The organism is Piscinibacter sp. PDB1-1, from assembly GCF_056675995.1.
The window spans coordinates 270,025-294,465 of record NZ_JBWVZJ010000002.1; the positions used below are offsets into that span (position 1 = coordinate 270,025).

General features: G+C 64.9%; 18 protein-coding genes. 1 reads left to right on the forward strand and 17 read right to left on the reverse strand.

Going from position 1 to position 24,441, the window contains the following annotated elements; all coding sequences use genetic code 11:
- Positions 1-393 precede the first annotated feature (393 nt).
- Entirely contained in the window at positions 394-1,212 is an 819-nt protein-coding gene (locus AC1KAR_RS12960) for a DUF1996 domain-containing protein (protein ID WP_480318273.1), read from the reverse strand.
- Positions 1,213-1,370: 158 nt separating this feature from the next.
- Between AC1KAR_RS12960 and AC1KAR_RS12965 the strand changes: the two genes are divergently transcribed.
- Entirely contained in the window at positions 1,371-1,511 is a 141-nt protein-coding gene (locus tag AC1KAR_RS12965) for a hypothetical protein (protein ID WP_480318275.1), read from the forward strand.
- 661 nt (positions 1,512-2,172) lie between these two features.
- On the opposite strand, the gene epsI is transcribed toward AC1KAR_RS12965, so the two are convergent.
- The 16 genes from epsI to AC1KAR_RS13045 all read right to left on the reverse strand — a co-directional run bounded on the left by epsI (position 2,173) and on the right by AC1KAR_RS13045 (position 24,416).
- Positions 2,173-2,910 carry an exosortase-associated protein EpsI, B-type gene (gene epsI / locus AC1KAR_RS12970; RefSeq protein WP_480318277.1) on the reverse strand — a complete coding sequence of 246 codons (738 nt, stop codon included), beginning with the start codon at positions 2,908-2,910 and terminating at the stop codon, positions 2,173-2,175.
- Positions 2,907-4,184 (reverse strand): ArnT family glycosyltransferase, encoded by a 1,278-nt coding sequence (locus AC1KAR_RS12975; protein ID WP_480318279.1) that lies wholly within the window; start codon positions 4,182-4,184, stop codon positions 2,907-2,909. The genes epsI and AC1KAR_RS12975 overlap by 4 nt, the downstream gene beginning before the upstream one ends.
- Positions 4,185-4,192: 8 nt before the next feature.
- Positions 4,193-5,620, reverse strand: a complete 1,428-nt coding sequence (locus tag AC1KAR_RS12980) for a UbiA family prenyltransferase (RefSeq protein WP_480318281.1) — start codon at positions 5,618-5,620, stop codon at positions 4,193-4,195.
- On the reverse strand, positions 5,620-6,003 hold the full coding sequence (locus AC1KAR_RS12985) for a DMT family transporter (protein ID WP_480318283.1): 384 nt from the start codon (positions 6,001-6,003) through the stop codon (positions 5,620-5,622). The genes AC1KAR_RS12980 and AC1KAR_RS12985 overlap by 1 nt, the downstream gene beginning before the upstream one ends.
- Before the next feature lie 64 nt (positions 6,004-6,067).
- Positions 6,068-12,835, reverse strand: coding sequence for a putative Ig domain-containing protein (locus AC1KAR_RS12990; protein WP_480318285.1), 6,768 nt, complete (start codon positions 12,833-12,835; stop codon positions 6,068-6,070).
- A 296-nt stretch (positions 12,836-13,131) separates the two neighbouring features.
- Positions 13,132-14,388, reverse strand: coding sequence for a hypothetical protein (locus tag AC1KAR_RS12995; protein ID WP_480318287.1), 1,257 nt, complete (start codon positions 14,386-14,388; stop codon positions 13,132-13,134).
- Between the two features lie 116 nt (positions 14,389-14,504).
- On the reverse strand, positions 14,505-15,143 hold the full coding sequence (locus AC1KAR_RS13000) for a PA14 domain-containing protein (protein WP_480318289.1): 639 nt from the start codon (positions 15,141-15,143) through the stop codon (positions 14,505-14,507).
- Positions 15,144-15,214: 71 nt separating this feature from the next.
- Positions 15,215-16,198: a hypothetical protein gene (locus AC1KAR_RS13005; protein WP_480318291.1), complete on the reverse strand. Its 984-nt coding sequence runs from the start codon at positions 16,196-16,198 to the stop codon at positions 15,215-15,217.
- A gap of 12 nt (positions 16,199-16,210) precedes the next feature.
- Positions 16,211-16,780 (reverse strand): serine O-acetyltransferase, encoded by a 570-nt coding sequence (locus AC1KAR_RS13010; protein ID WP_480318293.1) that lies wholly within the window; start codon positions 16,778-16,780, stop codon positions 16,211-16,213.
- The gene (locus tag AC1KAR_RS13015; RefSeq protein WP_480318295.1) at positions 16,777-18,096 is read right to left on the reverse strand and encodes a glycosyltransferase family 4 protein; all 1,320 of its coding nucleotides are present in this window, start codon (positions 18,094-18,096) and stop codon (positions 16,777-16,779) included. The genes AC1KAR_RS13010 and AC1KAR_RS13015 overlap by 4 nt, the downstream gene beginning before the upstream one ends.
- Positions 18,097-18,123: 27 nt before the next feature.
- Positions 18,124-19,338, reverse strand: coding sequence for a WecB/TagA/CpsF family glycosyltransferase (locus AC1KAR_RS13020; protein ID WP_480318297.1), 1,215 nt, complete (start codon positions 19,336-19,338; stop codon positions 18,124-18,126).
- Positions 19,328-20,515: a glycosyltransferase family 2 protein gene (locus tag AC1KAR_RS13025; RefSeq protein WP_480318299.1), complete on the reverse strand. Its 1,188-nt coding sequence runs from the start codon at positions 20,513-20,515 to the stop codon at positions 19,328-19,330. Before AC1KAR_RS13025 ends, AC1KAR_RS13020 begins: the two co-directional genes overlap by 11 nt.
- Entirely contained in the window at positions 20,512-21,744 is a 1,233-nt protein-coding gene (locus AC1KAR_RS13030) for a glycosyltransferase (RefSeq protein WP_480318301.1), read from the reverse strand. Before AC1KAR_RS13030 ends, AC1KAR_RS13025 begins: the two co-directional genes overlap by 4 nt.
- 168 nt (positions 21,745-21,912) lie before the next feature.
- Positions 21,913-22,623 (reverse strand): glycosyltransferase family 25 protein, encoded by a 711-nt coding sequence (locus AC1KAR_RS13035; protein ID WP_480318303.1) that lies wholly within the window; start codon positions 22,621-22,623, stop codon positions 21,913-21,915.
- The gene (locus AC1KAR_RS13040) at positions 22,623-23,135 is read right to left on the reverse strand and encodes a serine O-acetyltransferase (protein ID WP_480318305.1); all 513 of its coding nucleotides are present in this window, start codon (positions 23,133-23,135) and stop codon (positions 22,623-22,625) included. Before AC1KAR_RS13040 ends, AC1KAR_RS13035 begins: the two co-directional genes overlap by 1 nt.
- A 93-nt stretch (positions 23,136-23,228) precedes the next feature.
- A complete protein-coding gene (locus AC1KAR_RS13045; protein ID WP_480318307.1) occupies positions 23,229-24,416 on the reverse strand; it encodes a glycosyltransferase family 4 protein in 1,188 nt (395 codons plus the stop codon).
- Positions 24,417-24,441 lie beyond the last annotated feature (25 nt).

Consider the following 24,441-nt stretch of genomic DNA (forward strand, 5'->3'; position numbering starts at 1 on the left):
GCAATGTTGTTTTGGCAGCTTCGATCCTGATGGGAAGCACCGTCGCACCATCCGCCCCAATGGGTCAGGACACGCACTCCACGAAAGGAGCGGCGCCCACACTCCCTGACAGAGGTGGCGCGACCGGAGCGTGGTTTCAACGGTCCCACCCGGACGTTACGGCGGAGCGGGCCTTGGAGCGGACTCTCTTCGATACGGAGTCATCTCCCTGGGCCCTGGTGGTCGCGGGCTTGGCCAGCGCGCTGTACATCTCGCGCCGGCGCAGCTCTCAACCGTGATGGGTCAAATCTGAGTCATCTCACATGACTCAAATGAAAAGTGCCGCCGAGGCGATCCCGGCGGCACTTTTTTTGTGAGTTTCAGCGCCCGCTCACCGCGATCACGCTGTCGCCGTCACGGGACGACCATCATGCGGCCATCGCCCAGCAAATGGCTGTGGCAGTCCTTCTGCTCGCGGTCGCACTTCTGCGTCCACACCTTCACGATCTCGGGCTTCCACGCCATCATGTAGTCGCCATGGCCCGAGTAGCCGCCCGGCTTGCTGGTGTCGTAGTTGTCCGATGACAAGCGCCAGTATTGGAGGTCGTTGACGTTCTTGATCTGATACAGGACCTGGTACGCGATCTGAGGCAGCGCCACCGGGTGGCTCGCGGGGCAGTTGCCGGTGTTGTTGGCCCTCACGTTGACCGGGTTGGTCATGTGGCTCTTATGGTCCGGGCTGTCCAGGTTCACGCCATCCCAGCACTGCGGGAAGTCGATCGCCATGATCAGCCACGAGAAGCCACTCACTCTGCACGCTGAAGCCGGAGGAATGCCCGCGTACCAGTCGCTGTTGCCACCTTCCCAAGCGCAGGAGTACATCGCCGCACTGCTGGGAGCGCTCGGGCTGCCTTTGGCATCGCCCGAGATCATTCGAAGGCCCACGGGCACTTCGGTGATCGAGTGCGGCGGGAGCGCGTAGCCCGTCTTGTAGTAGAAGTTGCTCTCGAGCAGCGGAGCCAAAGGTGCTCCGGTGCGAGTGTCGATCATCGACGGCACCCAATAGGAGCTGCGATTGATCGTGCCACCGCGGCATGTGCTATTGCCGGTGTTGTACAGCGACTCCGCAGTCGTATAGGCGTCGATCGCTGTATTGCCGAAGAAGGTGTGGAGGTGGCTCTTGCCTGGCTGACCCGGATAAATGATCGGGTCATCAAAGGCGTACTTTGCCACTTGGCAGCCGGTGCGGAATGCACCGATGTCAGACGACGATGGAGCCTCATTTGTGGCGACAAGCATGTCGCGCGCCCACCCTCCTACGGGGTTCTGGGTCGGCTTGGGGATTAGCGCCGTATTCACGTACACCGGCATAGGCGGCGCCGGAGCGGGACTTGGTGCCGGTGCCGGTGCCGGTGCCGGTGCCGGTGCCGGTGCCGGTCTGGGTGCAGGTGCAGGTGCAGGTGCAGGTGCAGGTGCAGGTGCAGGTGCAGGTGCAGGTGCAGGTGCAGGTGCAGGTGCAGGTGCGGGGCTAGGCGCAGGTGCGGGGCTAGGCGCAGGTGCGGGGCTAGGTGCAGGTGCGGGGCTAGGTGCAGGTGCGGGGCTAGGCGCAGGTGCGGGGGTAGGCGCAGGCGCAGGGCTGATCGATGGTGATGGAGCCGGGCCCGGTGTCACCACGGGTGGAACCACATTGCTCGTGGAACGATCACCCTCGCCACTATCGAGCTCGGCCCCTCCGCAGGCAGACAGTGACACTGAAGTCATCAGGGCCACGCAGAGAAGGTACTTGTGATAGACGGCGGCAGTTGAGCTCATGGGGGAGACCTTCTGGTAGCGAATCGAACCTTGGAAGGGATCTTCTTGGAAGCCAAGCTAGCAAAACGGAACTGGTCTCAAACACCAGAAAGACATCTCAAGAATGTAGTCGACAGCAACCCACAGTCTTGAGCCCACCCCGGTGCCTGAAGCGATGAAATGTGTATGAGTGTTTCAGCAGCATCCCGGACTGCCTAGCACCTTGTTACATTCATTCGCGCCAACCTCTCCTGAATGAGAGGTCGCAAGGGTCGTGCCGATAGGTCAGGACGTGAAAAAGTGTCACGCGTCGTCCAGCATGTAACCAAAGCTCGATCCTTGGATACAAGATCGACATGCCATGCGCCCGCGGGCCCAATTGCCGACTACACCCTATCGGACTCAGCTCCTGGCTGGCATGGGATGACTCGGGCTCATCTCATCCGCCTTCCCAGGCGCCGCCCCGAGCGGTGGAATTCCGGCAAGCCGCGCGCGGTCGGCGGGCGACACGCTCTGCAGCAGCGCATCTACGAACGCTTGATGGTCCATCCAAGCCTTCTCGGGGTCGGGATCAATCGATGAAACGCGCATGAGCAGCCCATCGGGCACCTGCCCGGTCAGCGTCGCCTGCACCTCAGCCAGGCGCTTCTCCCATCGGCTTTCGACGACTTGGTCTCCTAGCGTCGACCAATAGGTCACGGGCTCCTTGCGCGACCCGAGGAAGGTATTGAGCCGGCGCACCGCGATCGGCCCGGGCACAGTCCTCAGCACGGCAGACGACTGCTGTGTGATGGTGAATCCCTGAGCCGGATAGCAAACATCTGGTTTGTGTACTTCGAGATTGCCGCGTTGGTCGTTGCCGTACGCGATGGTCAGCATGATGACCGCCCCTCCCGCACTGGTGTACGTGCGGGTGAGCACCTGGCTGTACAACTTGTCGATGAGATCCTTGGACTGAGGGTTGACCACCTGCGTTGTGGCCCGCACCTCACGCCATCCGCCGAACTCACGCGGAATCACACGTTCGAGGTCAAGCGGCGCGACTCGCTCACTGGCGATCGCGCCGTGCTTGAGAAGTACCGGCGTCGCAGCGGCGACGAGCATCGTGACCGCCAGCACCAACGCACGTGTCAGCGTCATCGGATGGGCACTTCGCGAGCGGGCGCATCGACCGACCCGGCGGCCTCGCGTGCACGCCATCGCGACGACAGCGCCTCGCCCCCCAGACCGGCCAGTAGGGCAAGTTGGGTCGCAAACTCCAGGTGATAGCGATCCTGGGACACAACGACGCTGTGGATGAAGGTGTAGAGCCCGATGCTCAACATGACAGGGCTCAAGAGTACCCGCCGCCAACCGTCACGGCGCAGCCAAACCGCGCAGCCTGTCACGCTCAGGAGCAGAATCAGCGCCCAGCTCACGTGCGTGAACCACTTCAACGGGCGCACGACCTGCGCGCCAAACTGCTGGGCAATGCCAACTTCGTTCCAGACCACGCCGATGGATTCGTGGTTGTAGAGGTGCACCAGCTTGCGCATCGAGCGAATCACGAACCCGGCCGGGTCGTCGACGATGTATTGCCGCGCGAGCTGACCGAGCACCTTGTCCTGTTGGTTGTCAGGGAGCTTGGCAGCCCAGTCAGGCAGGTCCTTGTGTTCGCCCGTCGTGCCCGGTGCATTGCCCATCCACAGGGTGATGCCGCCGTTCGTGGAGATCAGCACGAGCTGGTCGTACAGCCGGTAGTTCCGCAGAGTCCAAGGTGCCACCACACAACCCATGGCCACGCATGCCAACACCACCATCTGCAGCTGCCGCACGAGCGCCGCTCGGCTAACTCGCCGCTCCAGCAGAACACCGACCCCAATCACCACCGGGAGTGCCAGCGCCACGGGCCTCACCAGGGCCGCCGCACCCAACAAGACGCCTGCCAGCAACGCCTGACGGAAGACTCGCCCGTCGGGCTTCAGCCAGACATCCAGCGCGGCGGTCACGAGAACAAGGAAGGGCAGTTCGCTGGCCAAGACAGTGGTGAACATGATCAGGGTCGGCCACAAGGCCAGCACCCAGCCGGAGAACCAACCCGCGCGAGCGCCGATCACGCGATGAGCGACCCGCATGCCGAGCACGATGAGCAGCAGGGACAAGACGAGGTTCAAGAGCACGATCGGCAGATAGTGCTTGCCGAAGACCGAGAACAGGCCCGCGTAGATCAGCGACGTCCCGGGGGGCCAGAACGCAAACGGCTCGCTTGCCGTCCACCCAAACACGGCACTGTCGACGAGCGTGCGCGCAAAGGTCTCGTAGGCGTGGCTGTCAGAGACCGGCACGACGGGAACGAGCAGCAACCAGGCCAGGCGAAGCAGCAAGGCCACCGCCAGCACACACACCAACTCACGCGCCGAAGCGCCTGTGGACATCGCGCCCTTCACAGCGTCGCCGCCAGCAAACCCGCCGCGATGAGCACGGCCAGGATCCAGCTCTGCTTGTCGGTGGCGGCGAAGACGACTGGGTCATCATGCATCTCACCCCGGTGGGTCTTCATCCACACCCGGCTGATCCAGTACAGCAGGGGCGGCAGCACGAGCCAGAGTGCCCAGCGGCGCGGGTAGAGGTCGGTGACGTCGGGGCTGTTCACGTAGAGCGCAAGGATCAGCACCGCCATGTACCCTGCCGCCGAACCCAGACTGACCAGTACCGGCAGATCAGACACGTAGTAGCCGCGACCCGCGGCCTTCACCTTGTTCTGCTGCAGCACCACCAGCATCTCCGAGTAACGTTTGACAATGGCCAGGCTCAGGAACATGAACATCGAGAACGCAAGCAGCCAGAACGACGGCACGATCATCGTCGCCGCAGCGCCCGCGATGATGCGCGACGTATACAGGGACGCGAGCATCAGCACATCCACGATCACCTGATTCTTGAGCCAGAACGAATACAGGCAGGTCACGACGAAATACGCGAACAGGGTGGCCGCAAAGAGTGGCGGCAATTGCGCTGCGATCAGCACTGAGCCCGCGAGAAGCAGCGGCACCATGGCGACGCCATGCGAGATCGGCAGCGCGCCCGATGCGAACGGGCGATTCTTCTTTCTCTCGTGCACGCGGTCCGAGGCGAGGTCGAGCAGATCATTGATCACGTAGACCGCTGAGGCGCACAGGCTGAAGGCCATGAAAGCCATCAGCGCAGCCTGGAACGTCGAGGGCACCAGTTGATGCGCGGCGAACATGGGCACGAAGATCAACAGGTTCTTCAACCACTGATGCACTCGGATGGCCTTGGCGTACACCTTGAAGGTACGCGGCAACGGCGCTACCACCTTGAGCACCGGCGCGTTCGCAGCCGCGGCCCTGTGCAGCGAAGGCGACGAGCTGACGACGATCGCACCGGCACTGGCCTCCCACACGGGGATGTCGGCTCGTGAATTGCCGGCGTAGTCGAAGCCACCACGACCGAACAGGCCAGCCAAATGGGCACTCTTGTTCGCACCCGCAAGGTTCGTATGTGCGTCGGTCGCCTCCACGCGATCGAAGAGTTCGAGGTGGGCTGCAATGGCTTCGGCCTGGTCGCGCGGCGACGCGGTGGCCAGCACGACACTTCGCCCTTCGGCGCGTGCCATCCGGATGAGGTCCAACACCTCGGGGTCATAGGGCAACGACTGGGCGTTGACCGACACGCGCTGCGCGATCTGCTGCTTGAGGTAAGCCTTGCCCTTGAGCAACCAGAACGGCAGCTTCAGCAGCGACAGCGGCGATGTCTTGGCCAACAGCAGCACCGATTCATGCAGCAGGTCAGTTCGGATCAAGGTGCCATCGCAATCGATGCACAGGGGAAGATCTCGTTTCATTGTCATCACCCGCCACGTGCGATTAGCACCACTCCAACCGCGATCATCAATGTTCCGAGCAGGCGTTGCAGCCCCACCTGGTCATCGAGCAGCCACCACCCGAGGATCATCGTCAAGATGAACCCCAGGCCGACGAAGGGGTAGGCGAAGCTCAATTGCACGCGAGACAACACCATCAGCCACACCACCGCGCCCAGGAAGTAGAGCGTCAACCCGCCCACAACCCACGGGCTGGTGGCGATCAGCAAGGCCGACCCACCCCAATCGCGCTGATTCAGCGCGGCACCGATGAGTTGGTTGCTCATGCCGGTCTTCAGCAGCAGCTGGGCCACCGCCGACATGGCGACACTCAAGAGAATGAAGAAAAACGTGCTCGGGGCGACGGTCATCGGGATGGGAGATTAGGAAGTGGGAGAACCAGTCGCCGAAAGGAGCAGACCGATGCGGATGAGTCTAAGGTGACAAGGCCACGCCGTTCAGCGCCACGTTGCCGGCAGGACCTGCCTGCACCCAGGTCAACACCAGCTGGCGATTGGCCGATGCCGCTGAATAGGTGATTGTGTACGTGCGGTTGTACTGGCCCGACGCAGCGATCGTGGTGTCGACGAAGTCTGCTGCCGAGCTATCCGACAGATGCGCACGGAAGATGCCTGACGAAGCCCAACCGCCAACGAACACAGTGACCGTGCGCGCCGCCGTCCCCGCCGGCACCGTCAGCGAGAAGCCATTGCCTTGGCCCGACACATACAGCCCGCTGGCATTGCCTGCGCTGCTCGGCGTGGGCGCGCCATCGCTCCAGCTCAGGCTTCGCAGGTCGTTGTTGTAGTTGCCTGGGTTGCCCCACGCGACCATCGTGTAGGCGCTGATCTGGTTGCCGCCAGTGGCCTTGCGGACCAGGCCCGGCGTGCCATCGCCCCAGTGCACCCAGTCGGACCCGCCCAGCGTGGTCAGGTTGGCCGCCGTCGATGCCGTCGCGATGCTCCCGCTCAGACCGCCCACCGGCGCGATCTGAACCGTCCAGTTGAAGCTTGCCGTGGCGCTGCCGCCGCGGCCGTCCTGCACTGTCACCACCACGGCGTAGATGCCGGTGGCCGTGGGCGTGCCGCTGATCAGGCCGGTCGTCGCATTGATCGCCAGGCCGGTGGGCAACCCGGTGGCCGCGTAGCTGAGTGCATCGGCATCCGCGTCGGCGGCCGCAATCTGCAGCGATGTCGCCTGGCCCGCGCTGGACACCGTGGCCGCCGGGGTTGTCACGGTGGGCGCCCGGTTCGCGCGCGGTTCGATCATCCAGGTGAAGTTCACCGAGGCCACGCCGCCTCGGCCGTCGCTCACGCTCACGGTGGAGCTGCTTGCGCCGGCCGTGGTGGGTGTCCCGCTGATCGCTCCGGTGGCGGGGGCGATGGTCACGCCGGCCGGCAAGCCGGTGGCGCTGTAGGTGAGCGTGTCGCCATCGCTGTCGCTCCCGTTCATCGCCAGCACCAGCGCCTGGCCGACCATGCCGGTCTGTGCGGCCGGCACTGCCAGGATCGGCGCGTGGTTCGGGCCGACCGGCGCGGCACTCAGCGCCACACCGTTCAACGTCACGTTGCCGGCAGCGCCCGCCTGCACCCAGGTCACGACCAGTTGCTGGTTCGCAGACCCCGCCGCATAGGTGAGCGTGTAGGTGCGGTTGTATTGGCCGGTTGCAGTGACGGTGGTGTCGACGAAGTCTGCCGCCGAGTTGTCCGACAGGTGCGCGCGGAAGGTGCCGGACGACGCCCAGCCACCCACAAAGAACGTCGCCGTGCGCGTCGCCGTGCTGGCGGGCACCGTCAGTGAGAAGCCATTGCCCTGCCCCGCCACATACACGCCGTTGGCATTGCCTGCGCTGCTGGCGGTGGGCACGCCATCGCTCCAGCTCAGACTGCGAAGGTCGTTGTTGTAGTTGCCCACGCTCGCGGGCGCGACCATCGTGTAGGCGCTGATCTGGTTGCCGCCAGTGGCCTTGCGGACCAGGCCCGGCGTGCCATCGCCCCAGTGCACCCAGTCGGACCCGCCCAGCGTGGTCAGGTTGGCCGCCGTCGATGCCGTCGCGATGCTCCCGCTCAGACCGCCCACCGGCGCGATCTGAACCGTCCAGTTGAAGCTTGCCGTGGCGCTGCCGCCGCGGCCGTCCTGCACTGTCACCACCACGGCGTAGATGCCGGTGGCCGTGGGCGTGCCGCTGATCAGGCCGGTCGTCGCATTGATCGCCAGGCCGGTGGGCAACCCGGTGGCCGCGTAGCTGAGTGCATCGGCATCCGCGTCGGCGGCCGCAATCTGCAGCGATGTCGCCTGGCCCGCGCTGGACACCGTGGCCGCCGGGGTCGTCACGGTGGGCGCCCGGTTCGCGCGCGGTTCGATCGTCCAGGTGAAGTTCACCGAGGCCACGCCGCCTCGGCCGTCGCTCACGCTCACGGTGGAGCTGCTCGCGCCGGCCGTGGTGGGCGTCCCGCTGATCGCTCCGGTGGCGGGGGCGATGGTCACGCCGGCCGGCAAGCCGGTGGCGCTGTAGGTGAGCGTGTCGCCATCGCTGTCGCTCCCGTTCATCGTCAGCACCAGCGCCTGGCCGACCATGCCGGTCTGTGCGGCCGGCACTGCCAGTGTCGGCGCGTGATTCGGGCCGACCGGCGCGGCACTCAGCGCCACACCGTTCAACGTCACGTTGCCGGCAGCGCCCGCCTGCACCCAGGTCACGACCAGTTGCTGGTTCGCAGACCCCGCCGCATAGGTGAGCGTGTAGGTGCGGTTGTATTGGCCGGTTGCAGTGACGGTGGTGTCGACGAAGTCTGCCGCCGAGTTGTCCGACAGGTGCGCGCGGAAGGTGCCGGACGACGCCCAGCCGCCCACAAAGAACGTCGCCGTGCGCGTCGCCGTGCTGGCGGGCAAGGAAAGCGAGAAGCCGCGACCTTGGCCCGAGATATACAACCCGTTTGCATTGGCACTGCTGCCGGCCGTAGGCGCCCCATCGGTCCAGGACAAAGGCCGTAAGTCGTTGTCGTAGCGAGCCGCCGCCCCGCCACCCACCACGCTGTACGCCCCGATCTGAGAGGCGCCGGTGGCCTTGCGCACCACGCCTGGCACCCCGCCATTGCCCCAGTGCGCCCAGTCGGCCGTGCCGACTGCTGTGAGGTTGGCCGCGCCGCTGCTTGCGACCACCGCACCGCCGAGGCTGCTCCCGACCGATCCTGGCGCGGTGCTCTCATCGGAACCGATCTCACGCAAGTACGCCACCAACGAGGTGAGGTCACCGCTGGTCAACGTCACGTTGTTGTGGGCGAGCACGGCCTCGGACAGGCTTGCCGCGGAACCATCGTGAAGGTAAGGCCCGGTGCGCCAGACATCGCGCAGCGTCGGAATGTCGATGCCAGCGAGCGTGGCACCCAGGCGTTGGCCGCTCGATGGCTTGAGGGTGCCGATATTCTGCAAGCCCAGCGCCGAAGATGCCGTGAATGCGCTCCCCCCGTGGCACGCGGCGCAGTTCTGCGACTCGAATACCGCCTTGCCGGCAGTTGCCGCGCTGGAGAGCGAGCCGTCAGCGTTTCGGAAGGGGCTGACCTCAAAGGTGGCCAGCGAGGCGACATAGGCCACCAGCGCATCCAGGTCAGCGCTAACGCCAATCTTGGGCAGACCCAGAGGCTGGCTGCGTGTGCCGGTGGTGAAGTCAGCATCACTCATCAGGCCTGAACCGCCCGCGAGGGCACGGATCTGACCCTCGAAGTCCTGCACTTCATCGAAGTTGCCGCTCCAGTGCAAGGAACCTTGCGCACCGGCGCGGCCGCGCAATGCAACGGTGTTGCGCAGGCCTTCACCTTGCCCTGTGAAATCCCACACACGCCCGTCAGCGCCGCCGTCGTTGTGGCAGCTCGCGCAACTCATGTAGCGGTCGCGTGCCAAGCGACTGTCGCGGGCGTCGTAGAAGAACTGCTTGCCCAGCAGCACGCTCGGCGTGAGGGCCTCGGCGCCGACGGCGTTCAGCGTGGCGAGCGCAGGCACGCTCAGCTGGCCATTGACCAGCAGCGGGCGCAGGTCGAAGACGCCGACCGTGCGGTCCATGAAGTTGTTGACGTACAGCGTGCTGCCGTCTGGCGAGATCACCAGGCCTTGAGGGGCGCGCCCTACTTCGAGACGCAAGAGTTGCGCGCCGTTGTGGGCGTCGAGGATGGCCACCTCGCGGCTGGTCTCGAGCGCAACGAACAGGAACACCCCTCGCGGGTCGTACACGGCTGCACTGGCCACGCTGGAGTTGTCGTGGTCGATGCGTCGATTGAGGTCTTCCTGCTGGGTGCCGAGCGCGATGCGTGAGGTCACTGCACGCACCGTGTTCTGGAAGTTCAAGCCGGTGTTGTCACGCAATGCACCCCGCTTGATGTTGTCTTGCTTCGACGGCACGTAAGCGTGCGTTCCATCGGGTGAGATGGTCGCCGCACCGAGGTAATTGGGAATGCCCCGGCCCTGGTTCTCGAGGTCGATGCGCTCGCTGTGGTGCAGCACGATGGTGCGCAAGAAGCCCAGACCACCCGCGCTGATGACCACCACCTCGCCGCCGGAACTCGGCGTAGTGGTGACGGTGGCGGTGGACTCGCCCGGCAGGCTCGGCGTGATGAACCGCGACACATAGACGCTCGCACCATCGCCGCTGACCGACAGGTGGCGCGGGTTGGCGCCGACCGACACGCTGCCCAGTTGCGCAAAGGTCACGGTGTCGAACTTGAGCAGCTGGCCCGTGCCTTCGAGCACGACGAATGCCTGCGCCGCCGTAGGCGACATCGCGATGCCAAAGGGCTGCGAGCCACGCGGCAAGGGCACCGTGTTGGACACGGTCAGCGTTGCCGGGTTGATCACGCTGATCGAACTGCCCCGCTTGTTGGAAACCCACACCAGTCCGTTCGGCGCCACCGCGATCGACCGCGGCGAGGCCCCCACATTCACCTCGGCCAACTTGGCGCGGGTCACGGTGTTGAAGACACTCACCGTGTCGTTGTCCTGGTTCACCACCCACAGGCGCGGATTGCCGCTGGCGGGCGTCTCGATGGCTATGTTGGACGAAGCCGTCGGTCGGCTCGTCGTCGCCGGCAGGTAAACCGTCTGCAAGAAGCTGCGGGTCAGCAGCACCTGGCTGTCGTCGATCACCATCAGTGTGATGGTGTATGTGCCCGCGCTGTTGAAGGTGTGGCTCACCGAGGGCGAGCTCGACCAGGCGGTGTCGGCACCACCGTCACCGAAGTTCCACTTGTAGACCACCCCGCTGCCGCCAGTGCTGCTCGCGGTGAACGAGATCGCCGATCCGCTTTCGGCGGGCGGGCTCACAGGCAAGGGGGCAACGATGACCGGGTTGCTGTAGGTGATGCTCCACACGAACGCAGCACTCGCCACGTTCACGCCATCGCTCACGCTCACGGTCACGTCGTAGCTGCCGGGGGCGTTGGGTGCGCCGGTGATCACGCCCGACGTGGCGCTGATTGCCAGGCCAGGTGGCAGCCCTGTGGCGGAGTAACTGAGCGCGTCGCCGTTCGGGTCGTTGGCGGCGATCGAGAGCGTGGTCGCCGTGCCGCGCTCGTTGGACTGAGCCCCCGGGTTGGTGATCGTCGGCACGATGGCGGGGTTGGGTGCCGCGGCGATGCCCATGCGCACGATCTTGGCTACCGAAGGCACACCGGCCTGATCGAAGACAAAGATCTGGTAGTACCCGGGAGGCGCGTCCGCAGCTTTGGACGGCATCTGCACGGAGAGGTTGGGGCCGCTGGCGCTGAAGGTCAGGTCGACGAAGCGCTGCTCCATGTTGAAGCTGTGCGTTGACGCACCCGTCTTGACCAAGGTCACGCGACTCACGCTGGTGGCATTGGTCACGGTGATCGGGATGACCTTGCCGATGTCGACCCAGCCGGGCGCAGACGCGATCACAGGTCGCGGCGCACGTTGGCCCGAGGCGGTGAACAGGTAGGGCGGGTAGTAGATCTCGGCGTTGAGGTTGTCGGACGGACCCGTGCCCACGGGAACGGTGGCGCCGCCGCCGCTCACCAGCACGCTGCCATCCGGCAGAAGCAAGGCATTGGAGTGATAGAGGCGGGGGCGAGCGGCTGCAGGCCCTTGCATCCAGGTGCCGGTGGTCGGGTCCCAGATCTCGGCCTTGGTATTGACACCCGTCAATGTGTTGGCCACCTGGCTGCCGCTGGTCGCCAGGACCTTGCCGTCAGGAAGGATCGTCGCATTGACCCAGGCTCGCTGCGACGAGAGCGATTGCGTCGCCGTCACGACCGGCGCCGCGCCGGTGATGTCGATCACGGCGGCATTGTTGGAAGAGCCGCTCACATGAAGAATACGGCCCGGGCGAAACATCGCCGAACTACCTGTCCACGACGCATAGACCGATGGCAGCTGACCCACCAGCCCGAAGGTCCCCGCGCCGGTGGGGTTGACGTAGTACATCCATCCGTTGGAGTCGTACCCGAACACGCGGCCATCCGGCGCCACATAGTTGCGCGGGTAGTTCGAGTCCAAGCCCGACGTGTTGGCGTTCGACAGAAGGCGGAACGCGCCATCGACGCCACGCACTTCAGGCGCCTGATTGCCGCCCGTACCACCCTGGATGTAGATCTCGCCATTGGTGAGCGTGGTGGAGGTGCTGTACCAACGCGCACTGCGCAAGTTGCTCTGCCGGGAGAGCGCACCCGTACTCACATCGAGCAGGTTGCTGTTGTTGTTCGGGCTGTTCGTGGTCCTGGTGCCAGTCCAGGTGTCACCACCGGCGATGAAAACTCTAGGTGTCGCCTGGGCAGAGAGCGGTGGCAGCATCACCGTGGAGCTGCAGAAAATGTCGGTACCCGAACCATTGGGCAAGGTCAGGTGGCCGGCGTCGGGCGCACCGCTGCTGTCCCAGATGTCGTAGATCGCATTGGCACCTTGCTGGCCCGTAGCGCTGCTGCCGAAGGTGAGAACGCGGCCATCCGGGAGCAGCGTCGCATGCACTGCGACGAGCGGCCAGTTGTAGACCGGGGACCACATGCCCCGTGTGGATGCGTCGGCGGGGATCGCCACCGGCGGAACGTAGTCGAGCGGCTTGCTGCGCGTTCTGTCTTGCGCATCTTCTTCGGGGGGATCATCTCCACCGCCGCAAGAGGCCAGCAGGCCCGACGCAATCATCGCGATGACCAGTACGCGCCCTCGCGCAGCGCCGCTCATGATGCCGAGAAAAGCGTTCATCCCGTTGACCCCACTCTGCCGTCACGGGAGGGGTGGCACCTGTCGCGATACCACCCGTCAACCAGCCCGGAGCGACCCTGTTTTCAAACTGTTTCTGTTCTTGAATTGTTCGGTGCCTCGTCGACACGCACATCCCTGTGAACACGGGGTAATGCGAGCGGGCACGCGCAGCGATGCATGCGCGCCCTCGAAATGAGGGGTCGTTTCGGTGCAGCGACGCGGCGGCTGCGCACCGCACCCGTGCAGCGCGCGCTCAAGTCGAACAGGGTGCGCTCAGGGATGCGCTCGGAGGCCCCTCAGAGTGGGGCGGGCACGAGAAACGCGTAGAGGGATGCGTTGATTTCCTGCGTGGCCAGCACGAGGAGCAGCACTGCGAGCGGGTAGGTTCTTGGAAGGTGCGCAGCGACAAGGTGCACTTGAAGCAAGAGCATCGCCGGCAGGTAGTGCAACACGTACAGGAAAGGCATGTCGCCATAGACCAGGTGCAGCAGCAATTGGCCCAGTACGTACAACGCCAGGCCGCGGGCAACGACGATGGTGTCCCAGGCGGTCGGGTCACTTGGGCGTGCAGCACGCCACAAGGAGACAAGTGACCGTGACGCGACGACAAGCGCGCCGATCAGGAACACCACCACGATCAGCACACACGCCTGAATGCGACGGCTCTGGTCTCCGATGTGAGCCACCATGGACTTCAACATGGCGATCGAACTGAACTCGATCTGCGACACCTGCGCTTGCCAGAACAGGATCAGCGGCGAGATGAAGAAATCCGCGAGGCGCCACGCGATCCCGCTCGGATCGCGATTGATGTACTTCGATTCCTCGCTCGCCAAGGACAGATCGAAGAACGGAACAGAACTCGGAAAGATGCTGCGCTGTAGAAGCGCGAGCGCGGCCAGCACCACGAGTGTTTGCAGCGCGCGCGAGAGGAACCTGCGGCGATCCCCGTCGGCCGACAGGAACTGAAGCACCAGGCCTAGGCTGCCGTTCGTCACCGTGCCCGAATACGACAACACACCCGCAGCGATCTCACCCTGGCGTGTGCGGCGGGTCAGGAACACGTACAAGGCCAGGTTGAGCGTGAAGAACGAAAAGAGCGAGGTCTCGGGCAGATAGCTCCATACCTTCCAACCGGCCGATGAACAAAACAGCAGCAACGTCGGCAACACCACCGCCCAAGGGCGCGGGTTGAGACGATGCATCACGAGCACGAAGAAGAAGAGACCCAGCGTGCCGAACATCAACTGGTAGATGCGCAGACCGCAGCTCACGGACTCGCAACCCAGCGCACGCTTCACGGCAAGGGTCGGTACGACGCCCGCGAGCGAGAACAAGGGATGCACGCGATCGCGGTAGTGGCGTATGGCCGGGCTGTCGTTGATGTTCTCCGCCACGCGCCAGACGTCAGCGCCGAAGAACTCGTGACGCGTTCCTTCAGCGTAGTAGGCCGCGGCGGGGGGCCTGAGCGCCACCAACGCATAGACAAACAGGGCCAACAAGAGAGCGAGTGCGGTCGCGTAGCGGCGGGCGCGGGGCTGCCATCGAACCATGGAGACCTCCGTTGCGGTCGGCGGGAGCCGCCTTCGCCACCTTGCATTGCAAGAGCCGTACCGCCCGCCAGCGGCAAGCATGCGCGCAGCGCATGCTACCGGTATCGGGGCGACTACTAGGCCTTGCGTGCGACGGCGCCTTCGGCAGGCACGAAAAGTAGCGCACGTGGCACGACAAAGCGCGCGCCGTAGGGTGTCGTCCATTCGAGCTGAATGCGATCCGCCCCAGAGGCAGGCAATTGGTTGAGCTCGATGGTGATTGGCGCGTAGCGACCGGCATGCAACTGCACGGTGGTCGCGTCGCTGGCGTTGCTCTCAAAGATCTGGCGGGCGACCGTGACGCGTGCTCCCGTGATCGGCACGTGGAACTGATAGGCGCCCGAGACGGGGGGCTTGACCCAGCCCGTCCAGCGCACCGAACCGGGTCGTTGCGGTTGCGTCCACTCGAGGCCGGTGTCGAAATCGACAACAGCATCTGTGCGGACAAGCAACGGGTCGCCCTTTAGATTCTCACGCGGGAAGTACTCACCGCGCAGACCCGCGCCGACGGGATTGGCGCCACTGCACAACTCGCCCTGGCGCGCAGCGGCGCGCAACACCGGGTCCTCTGATGTCGAGCCGACAGACGCAGGGTTCGAATTGCTGTCGGGCATCTCGCGTCGCACGGCCCACGCCACTGCTGCCAGAACGACCAATGCAATGGCAATTCGGGTCGCCCAGCGATAGGGCGTCGGCAAACGGGGGAAGGTCCACATGGAGCGAGCGAGGGGGTTCGGCCACCAGACTTCAGGGGCACACCGGCGCAGGATACGCCCGCCCGCTGGCGTCAGCCACCCGCCTTCAGCAACGAGTAGTAACCAAGCCGCCGAGCAATGCGCTTGACGCGCTGGTCGGCCTCATATTCGCCCAAGGAAAGTTCTTCGAACGGCTTGGGCGTGGAACGTTCAAGAATCGCGCCTTCTGGCGGGAAAAGCCCGCGTTCGCATGCCTCTTTGACCCACCACTTCGCAACGCCACTGGCATGGAAGCACTTGACGCTGGACAGGTTCTCGGCCTTCAGCAAGGTAAGCCCTGACACACCGAGTTTCAATGCGACCCGTTTCCACTGACGGTATTGCCAGCAGTACCAGTGCTTGGGGTCGAAATAACCGCCCCCGTCGCGCATCGCGATAGCAGCCCAGACGATGGCCTCGACATGCATCGCACGGGGGATGTCCTTGCCCCCCAAGCTCGCCACCAGCCAGTCGAACCAATCAAGATCGAGTTGATTGCGTAACTGCGCGACACCGATGTCGACGTGGTGCGCCAGTTGGATCGGCGTACGGTAGGCCGTCATCACCACCTCGTCGGGTAGCAGGCAACTCGGCGGCTGCCACATCAGCAACACGCCCTTCTCGGGCGTGCTCTCGAAGGTGAATCGATTCGGGAAGTACAGGTCGGGGTCGAGGATGATCATTTCCTCGCCCGGGGCGCTGAACAGCATCGGGTCGGTCAGCTTGCGCCAGCATGGGTGGCCAAAGCGGAACTGACGCAGATGATGCTGCCGAGCAAACAAGGCTTCGGCGCGCTCGTCGGCTTCTGCCTGTGAGTGCACCGACCAGGTGTGCTGTGCCGGCACCTGCAATCGCCCGACGGACGCGATGATCTCTTGCTTGTCGGCTTCGCCATCGGTGATCAAGGTCAGCGAGATCGGCTCGGCAGCGCGTGCGAACAGGCTATCGATGGCTTTCTCGGCGTAAGGCAGCGATCTCGCACTGAGCACACAGAAAACGCGGCGCGGTGTAGTCGATTCAAACGAGGATACGGACATGGCTTGCGCCTCTCAAGGTGAGGAACGATGGGCCGGAATGACGCGGGCAGGTATGCCCACCGCCGTCGCGCCGGCTGGCACATCGCACAGAACAACGGCATTGGCGCCAATTCGGGCATGCCGGCCGATGGTGACGCGGCCGAGGATCTTCGCACCGGCACCGACGTCGACATGCCCCTCCAGGCGTGGCGCACCTCCCTCGCCCATGCCCAGCGTGACCTGCTGAAACAAGAGGCAGTTCGGTCCGATCTCGGCATCGGGATGCACGACCACACCATTGGGATGAGGCAGCATCAAACCTCCTTCTATGCGGCAATTGAGCGGAATGTCGGCACCCGTCACGGCACTCCACCACCGGTGGCGCATCACGGCCCAGCGCTTGAGCATCTGCCCCCACGGGCTGTTTGCGGCGGCATGCCGCTGATAGCTGCGAATGCTGGCCAGCAGGGCTCGCGCAGGATCCCAACGCCAGTTGGCTTTGTGCTCGCGGGACCAATCGGGCACATCGGCCGAGACCTCTGCCGCTAACGCAGCGTCGGCTACCTGAGCTTGCGATGACGGCGACACCAGCACGACGCTCATGACGCCCCCGCCCTTTCGACGATCTTGATGGGCACCTTGGCACGAGGGCTGACGCTGCGATAGACCTCGATCATGCGGTCGACCTTGGCCTCCCAGTCAAACTCGCGCAACACCTTCTCACGCCCGGCGCGCCCCATTGCCGAGCGCAGCGCCGGCGACTCAGCGAGCCGCACCATGGCCTGTGCGAGTCCGTCGATCAGCGCTTCGCGCGACCGAGGTTCGACCAGCACTCCACAACTCGAGTCGAGGTAGTCGGTGGGCCCACCCCAGGCCGTTGCGATCACCGGCTTGCTCAGCGCCATGGCCTCCAGAACCACGGCACCACCACACTCCATGAGGCTGGGCAGGACCAGACAGTGCTGGGCGCGCAGCTTGGCGGCGCACTGCGCCTGCGGCATCCAGCCGGCGAACCAGACCTTGCCAGCCTCGCCATCGGCGGCTGCCAACACGCCGAGCTGCTCGGCCTGGGCCCTGAGTGAAGAGCCCATGACACCGTCACCGATGATCGTGAGCGCCATGCGGCCGCGCTGCCTGGCGTTGGCAAACGCATCTAGCAGCAGATCGACGGCTTTCCAGTCAACCAGACGACCCAGGAAAACGAAGCGAGTCAGGGTCTCATCAGCGCCCTCCGGCACGCCGGGTTCATCCTTCCACAGCGACAGGTCGACGCCGTTCTCAACCAGCGGTATGACGTTGCGGCACACCCCGGCAGGCAGCGCGCGCGCCGTGCGCTCATTGGCGACGAGCAGCGCCGCCGCACGACGCTTGCCGGGCATCAGCCAGTTCATCGAAGCTGCCGCGGCGCGGCCGACGCGCACCACCGTGTCGAGCAAGGGCGACTGCTGGCGCTTGAATCCGGCGGGGTAGTCCATACCGCCATTCATCGGGCCGATGACCACTGGCACGCCCAGGCCATGCAACAGAGAGGGCTCCTTGGGCGACACCGGCATCGGCTGGTGCACCACCGACACACCCAGCTCTGCGATGGCTCTGCGCGCGATGCGACGCTGCGCACGCTGCGTGATGATGCGCATGACATAGCCGGTCGTCACGTAGTCGAGCCGGGCCGGGATCCAATGCGAGATGCGCCACAACGCGAGGTGCATCCACGTGTCTTCGATATAGAAGATACGCTCGGCATCGCTAGGAAAGGTCTGCTGCAGCTCGGCACGCACGCGAGCATGCGTGATCAGCCAAACCGGAATGCCCCGCGCGCGCAGCACCCGGTAGTAATGCAGCGGTAACGATGCTTCACCGCCAAAGCGCGCGCTGGCGTGTTCGGCGACGATCAAAACGCGCAAAGGAGACTCGTTCATCATCGAAACATTGTGGGCTGAGCCCGTTCAGGCCGCGCCGAATTCGGGAGCAGTGCAGCTCAGGTCACAAAGCGCAAACAGGCGTCGCAGCAGCGGGTCATGCACCTCGACGCTGCACGCGATATCTCGCTCGGAGCAGAAGCCCCTGAGCAGCAACAGCAGGGCCACGATACCGAGATCGGCGCCCGCCCCGCGCGCGAAGACCACATTGACAGGCTTGTCGCTGTCGGCTGCGCGGCGCAACGCGAATCGCAGCGGCACCGCCGCGTCGTAGCACCAGTTGCCCCGGATCGTCAGCTGGAAGCTCTCACCCGCGTCGTTCACTGAAAGATCGGGCGCCTCGGCCGTGGTACGGCGAAATGGAAGCGCCACGCGCGTCAACCACAGTGTGGGCAGCAGTCGCGCGAACACAAGGCGCAGCAATGCCCGGCCGTCGCTCCAGTAGCGGCGCCAGAGGCTGCGCTCGCCAAGGATGCGCCAGCACCACTCCATTCCCGCCCGGCGCGCCCACGCTGGCGCGCGCGTGAGCCCACCACCTTCGAAGTTGACCACCGCGCCCAGGTGGCTCACCACCGGTACCTGCAAACCCGCGCGGTTGAGGTCGATCCAGGCCTGCCCCTTCTTAGCCCCCAGGGCCACCACAAGGAACTGCGCGCCCGACGCATTGATGCGTTCCATGCAACCCGCTTCTGCGCGCTGCGCGACCGACACCTGTCCCGGCGACTCACCACCCACGCCGAACAGGCCACGCGGCTGCGCGTTGAGCGCTTCGCTCGCCTTCTGCGCCACACCATCGGGCCCACCGAAGAAGTAGACCCCGAGACCTGGCGCGGCACCCTCCTTCAACTGGTCGAAAAGATCGGAACCGGCGATCCGCTCTCGCATCGGCAGGCCAAGCGCACGCGCCATCCAGACAATTGGCATGCCATCGGCCAGGCTCAGGTCACTGTGGATGACGGATTCTCGGAACTCGGAATCGCTGGTTGATGCGACGAGAAAGTTGACGTTGGGTGTTGACACGAAACACGACGTGCGACTGTTGGCCGCGTGGCGGACGCGTGCCACTGCGTCATCGAGCGTCATCGCGTCAAAGGTCAGGCCCAGTATGCAATGCACGTCACGGCCGAAGTCGACCGCATGCGGCGTATCCGGCTTGGTGAGCCGCAGGTGCGTTGTGAGCGGTTGCTGCTCCCGCGTTGGCAGGTGCAAGGGGTCCGCAGTTTCAATCAATTCATTCGCCATCGCGCTGAGTCCTGATCCACGCAGTCTGTCGCTTGAACAGGAACCGCAGGTACAAGGGAATCTTCCAGAACACGTAGCTGGGCACGCTCAGCAGATCGGCAAAGCTGAGCACCGCGCGGCCATGGCGCCTCCAGGCAAGCAGAGTGGCCACAAGCACCAGCAGCAAGCTGGCCGCGCTGACAGCAAACGGCACCACCCAGCCCTCCAGCACCCATGCCAGCCCGGCTGCGGCGCACGCTGCACTCAACAACAGCACGAGCAAGGCCAGTGGAGGCACAAGCAGATCACCCGCGAGGCCGAACCCACTCAGGTTGCCGCGACGCAGCGAGGACGAGAGCAGGCGCGGCAATTCCCGCCCGAGCATCGCCAAGTGGCCGTGCTCCCAGCGCTGGCGCTGGCTGTCCACCCCTTGCGCAGTGGTGGGAAAGTAGCTTGTGACGAGCACCTCGGCGGCGAACAAGGGTGGCCGACCTTCCACGGCGAGATCGACGCCGAGCTTCATGTCTTCGACCAGGTGGCCATTGGCCAGCGACGCCGAGGCGATCAAGGGCCAGGGAAATGCCATGCCGGTACCCATCAACTGGCAAGGCGCCCCGATCTGGCTGGAGCCGAGCGGACGGAGGTGGTTCTTGACCAGCCACGCGAACTCGGCCACACGCATGCGCAGGCTCGGTGTGCCGAGGCTGCGCATCAGGTACAGCGCCTGCACCGGCCGGCCACTTGACAGGGCCCTGGCAGACAGGCGTTCGATTCCGTCGGCGTGAATGGTGCAATCGGCATCGAGCACGATCAGCACGTCAGGCGGATTGCGCTCTAGGTGGCGCATGCCGAAGTCAAGGGCGTAGCCTTTGCCGCGCAGCACTGCATCTTGTCGTTCGACCACTTCGGCGCCGGCGGCGCGTGCCACTTCAGCTGTCGAGTCGTCGCAGTTGTCGGCCACCACGAGCACCCGCCCACTCTGGGGCAGTCGTGCCCGCACACTGTCGATGGTCGCAGCGATGCCCACCGCTTCGTTGTGAGCGGGGATCAATACCGCAACGTGCGCACCGTCCGGCGAGGCTGGCACGGCACGCCGAGCCGGCAGCAGGCACAGCAGCAACTGCACGCCCAGCACCAACGCGGGCACGGCCAGCACCAACACCGCAGCCACGAGCGCGAGATAGAGCAGCGTGGTCATGCCGGCACCAAGGCGGGTTGCCGCACCGCATCTCGGAAGAGCCCTGCCAGCTTGGCTGCTTCCGTGGCAATGCTGTGGCGCTCTATCACACGCAAGCGCCCAGCCGCCCCCATGCCATCGAGCTCAGCAGGCGCAGCGGCGAGGCAGCGGTGCATCGCCTGAGCCAGCGCATCCACGTCGCCGGCTGGCACAAGCCAGCCCGCTTCGCCGGGCAGCACCAGCTCGGGTATGCCCGCAACGTAGGTACTCAAGACGGGCCGTGCCAGGGCCAAGGCCTCCATCAGCACCACCGGCAGCCCCTCTGCGAAGCTCGGCAGCACGAGGGCGCGCGCCGCGAGGATCTCCTCGCGCACGGAGGCCGCATCGATCCAACCAGTGATGCGCACGTGTTGAGTCAGGCCGAGTCGCTGCACCAGCGATTCGATGTCGCCGCGCATCTCGCCGTCACCGGCCAGTACCAACTCGAGCGGCACGCCCGACTGCACCAGGCGGTGCGCGGCATTGACCAGCAGCAGCTGCCCCTTTTGCTCGCACAAGCGGCCGACGCACACCAGGCGCGCCGCGGCCGGCACCGGAGGCAACTCGCCAGCGTGGAACGCGGAATCCAGCCCGCAATGAACAATCTTCAGCCGCCCCCAGTCGCGCGCACGCGACCAACGGTAGAGCTGGCTGCGGCCGAAGGAACTGATCGCCACAACGAACGCCGCGCGCCGGATCTTTTCGCCCAGCGCCAATGCCTCGGGCTTGTCGAATTCTTCCGGGCCGTGCACGGTGAAGCTGAAGGCCGGGCCGCCCAAGGCCTGCAGCAGCGCAGCGATCTCGGCCGGGTTGGTGCCGAAATGGGCATGCACATGGTCGACCTTGCGCTCGTCCAACCAGTGCATCAACACACAGGCCTCAGCCAGGTAGATCAGGTGAAAGGGCAATGCGCGATCTGAGCGCTTCGACATGCGCAAGGCCAGGCGAAGGGCTTGCCAGAATTTCAGCGGCGATCGCACCAGGCGGCTCAGCATCGCCGCCATCAGCGCCATGACCCCGCGCTGCAGCACGTAGCGGGTACGCTTGCGTTCCGCGATGTCGGCCGGATCCACCAGCGCATCCGCCCAGCCGCGCAACGCCCACCGGTCGACCTCGACGCCATGATCTTCAAGCGCCAGGATCTCGCGGCGGATGAAACTGTGGCTCACCTTGGGGTACTGGTTGATGAGATAGGCAACGCGCAAGGTCATGGAAGTGCGGGCAACGGTGTCAGCAATGCGGTGGCATCTGGCCCCGCGCGTCGAAGGGAAGCGAGTTGGCCGACTGGAGCAATCGTCGCCGAGGAGTCTCTCGGGCGCAGCCCCGCATTCGGGGTATCCCGAAGGTCACTTGAGCAACTTGTCGCGCCTGGCGGCGGATCAGGCGTTGCGACGGCGCCTCAAGCCCGCCACGACGTCGCGCACCCCCCACCAGCGGTCGAACCATCGCAGAGGGTGGATGTCAGTACGGGAGGCGCGCTGATGGCCCAGCTCGGGGATGGCCGCCAAAGTGGCGCGATGGGGGTGCGCTGCGCGATACCAGCCGTAGGCACCGTCCACGTGCATGGGGCCGCCGGCCGGGTCTCCAGCTGGGCGGGCCAGCATCGCTTCGAGGTAGCTGGCGGCCTCTTCGATCGCTGGCGTGCGCAAGGCCACGAAATGCGTGGTGCGCAGGCTGTCGGTGGGAGCGAGGCGCGCCAACCCCTGAGTCGTCGTCGGCGACACCGACAAGGCCTCGTAGCCGCCGTAGAACATCGCCCAGTCCTGTTGCTTCAGGGCGTCGATCACTGGTGTGGCATGGGCGACGAAACCGGGCACGAAGTTGAGATCGTCTTCGAGGATCAGGATGCGTTCGCAGCCACGCTTGCGCGCGTCTTGAAGGATGCGCAGGTGGCTCAGAAAGCAGCCACGTGCGCCAATGGACGGAAAGGCGCCGGGGCCATCCGGCCGGCTGGCCTCGAAGAGGTGAATGTTCTGCGCGCCGAAGCTGCGGTCCACCAAGCGGAGCTGTTCACCCATCTCTTCGCGGCGGTCCGCGCGCGACGCAAGGTTGATGACATAGACACGATCAAAATAGTCCAGCGGATGCATCAGACGTCCTTGCGAGGCTTGATGACGGCGGGCACGCCCACCGCGATGGAGTTGTCGGGCACATCCCGGATCACGACTGCGTTGGCACCGATCATCACGTTGTTGCCGATACGGATCGGGCCGAGCACCTTGGCTCCTGTACCGATGTCCACGTTGTCGCCAATCACCGGCGCGCAGGGCTCGGACACGCGACTCAGCCCCACGACGACGCCGCTGCGGATGCGGCAGTTGTCGCCAAACCGCGCCTGACCATTGATGACGATGCCCCCGAAGTGATCGATGACGAAGTTCTTTCCCACCTCGACTTCGGCCGGCAACTCGATTCCGGTGGTGATGTGCACGAGCTTGAAGAGGATGCGAAACACCAATGACATCAGCTTGCGCAGCGGCGCAAACCGGATGGTGTAGCGCCAGCGGCCAAAGCGATAGACGACCATGGCCCAGAAGCCCTGTGCTCCCCAGTTGCCGTCGTAGGCCCTCAAGTCGGCCCGTATGTTCTCCAAGAACGCCATAGATGAATCAGTGATCTCTTCCGTTTGTTTACTTGTTGGACCGATCTCGCACTGGGCGCCGCCGCGCTCGCTCGCGAGACTGGCTTGACACACTCACCTTGGGGACGGAACGGTGCTCGCTGCTCTTGGAGCCGGCGCTCGCGCGATCGCAGCGCGGATGAGTAGCGCGCTTTGCCGCGCCCATATCTTCCAGTTGAGAACCTGTTCGTACTGCTGCCGCGAGGATTCGCGCAGCGCCAGAAATCGTGGTTGGTCTCCCCACACGCGTGCGATCAGTGCCGCGTAGTCGTCAGGTCCTGCAGCCAGCGGCAGCAGGTGCCCGTTGACGCCTTCCGTGATCACACTGGATACGCCACCGGTGTCGGTACTGATGCCGGGCATGCCGTAGGAATTCCCCTCCGAGAACACCATCGGGGTGCAATCCTGTCGAGTCGGCAGAAAGAGAAAGGCGCACTGGTGCATCACGTCGCGCAACTGCTGGCGCTGGGCTTGGTCGGCCTTGCTGAGCACACCATGGAAGCGCACGCTCTCAGTGGAGACCGAGCCGGCCGGCGACACGCCGACTACGTGCAGTAACGCGCGTACTCCAAGCGCGCGCAACCGCTCGACCGTGGCCACGGCAAGTGCACCGCCCTTGCGTTCCCAGTCCATGCCGATGAAGAGCAGGTGGCACACCTCGTTGTCGAAGCGGTCGATATGGCCGCCGGGGTTGGGGTCGGATTCGAAGTTGCAACCCCAGGGAATGAAGTGCACCCGCTCGGGCGTGCCACCGTAGTAGGAAACCGCCGAATTGGCCGCCCATTGCGACGACAGCAGCGTGACGCGTGATTCGGTGATGGCCCGACGCTCCAGCACTTGCGCGATGCGTTTGCAAACCTCGGGCAGGCGCGTGAAGCTCTCGTAGTAGCCGTGCATCAGCTCGAAGGTTGCGTCCGAGATATGCACCGTAGGCACGTGGCGCGAGATCACGCCGCTGAGCGGGCAGTAGGCAATCACCACCACCATGTCAGGCCGTGCTGCGCGGATCTGCCGCAGCGTCTCGCGTGCACCCCACCACGCCATACCCGGCAAGTACTCGAACCAGACGTTGCGTATGCGCAGCTTCGAGGCGATACGCGAGAACCAGCTGCGCACCTTCACGAACAGCGCCGAGTAAGGCTTTCGAATGACGACTAGGTCGTCGAACTCCGCCCGCAGCGCCTGCAGGATGTGATACGGCGTGCCCGACCACAAGCGGATATTGGTCGGGTCGTCGAGGGCAACAACACAGATGCGGGTCATGGTGGAGGCGATTTCAAGGCGAACG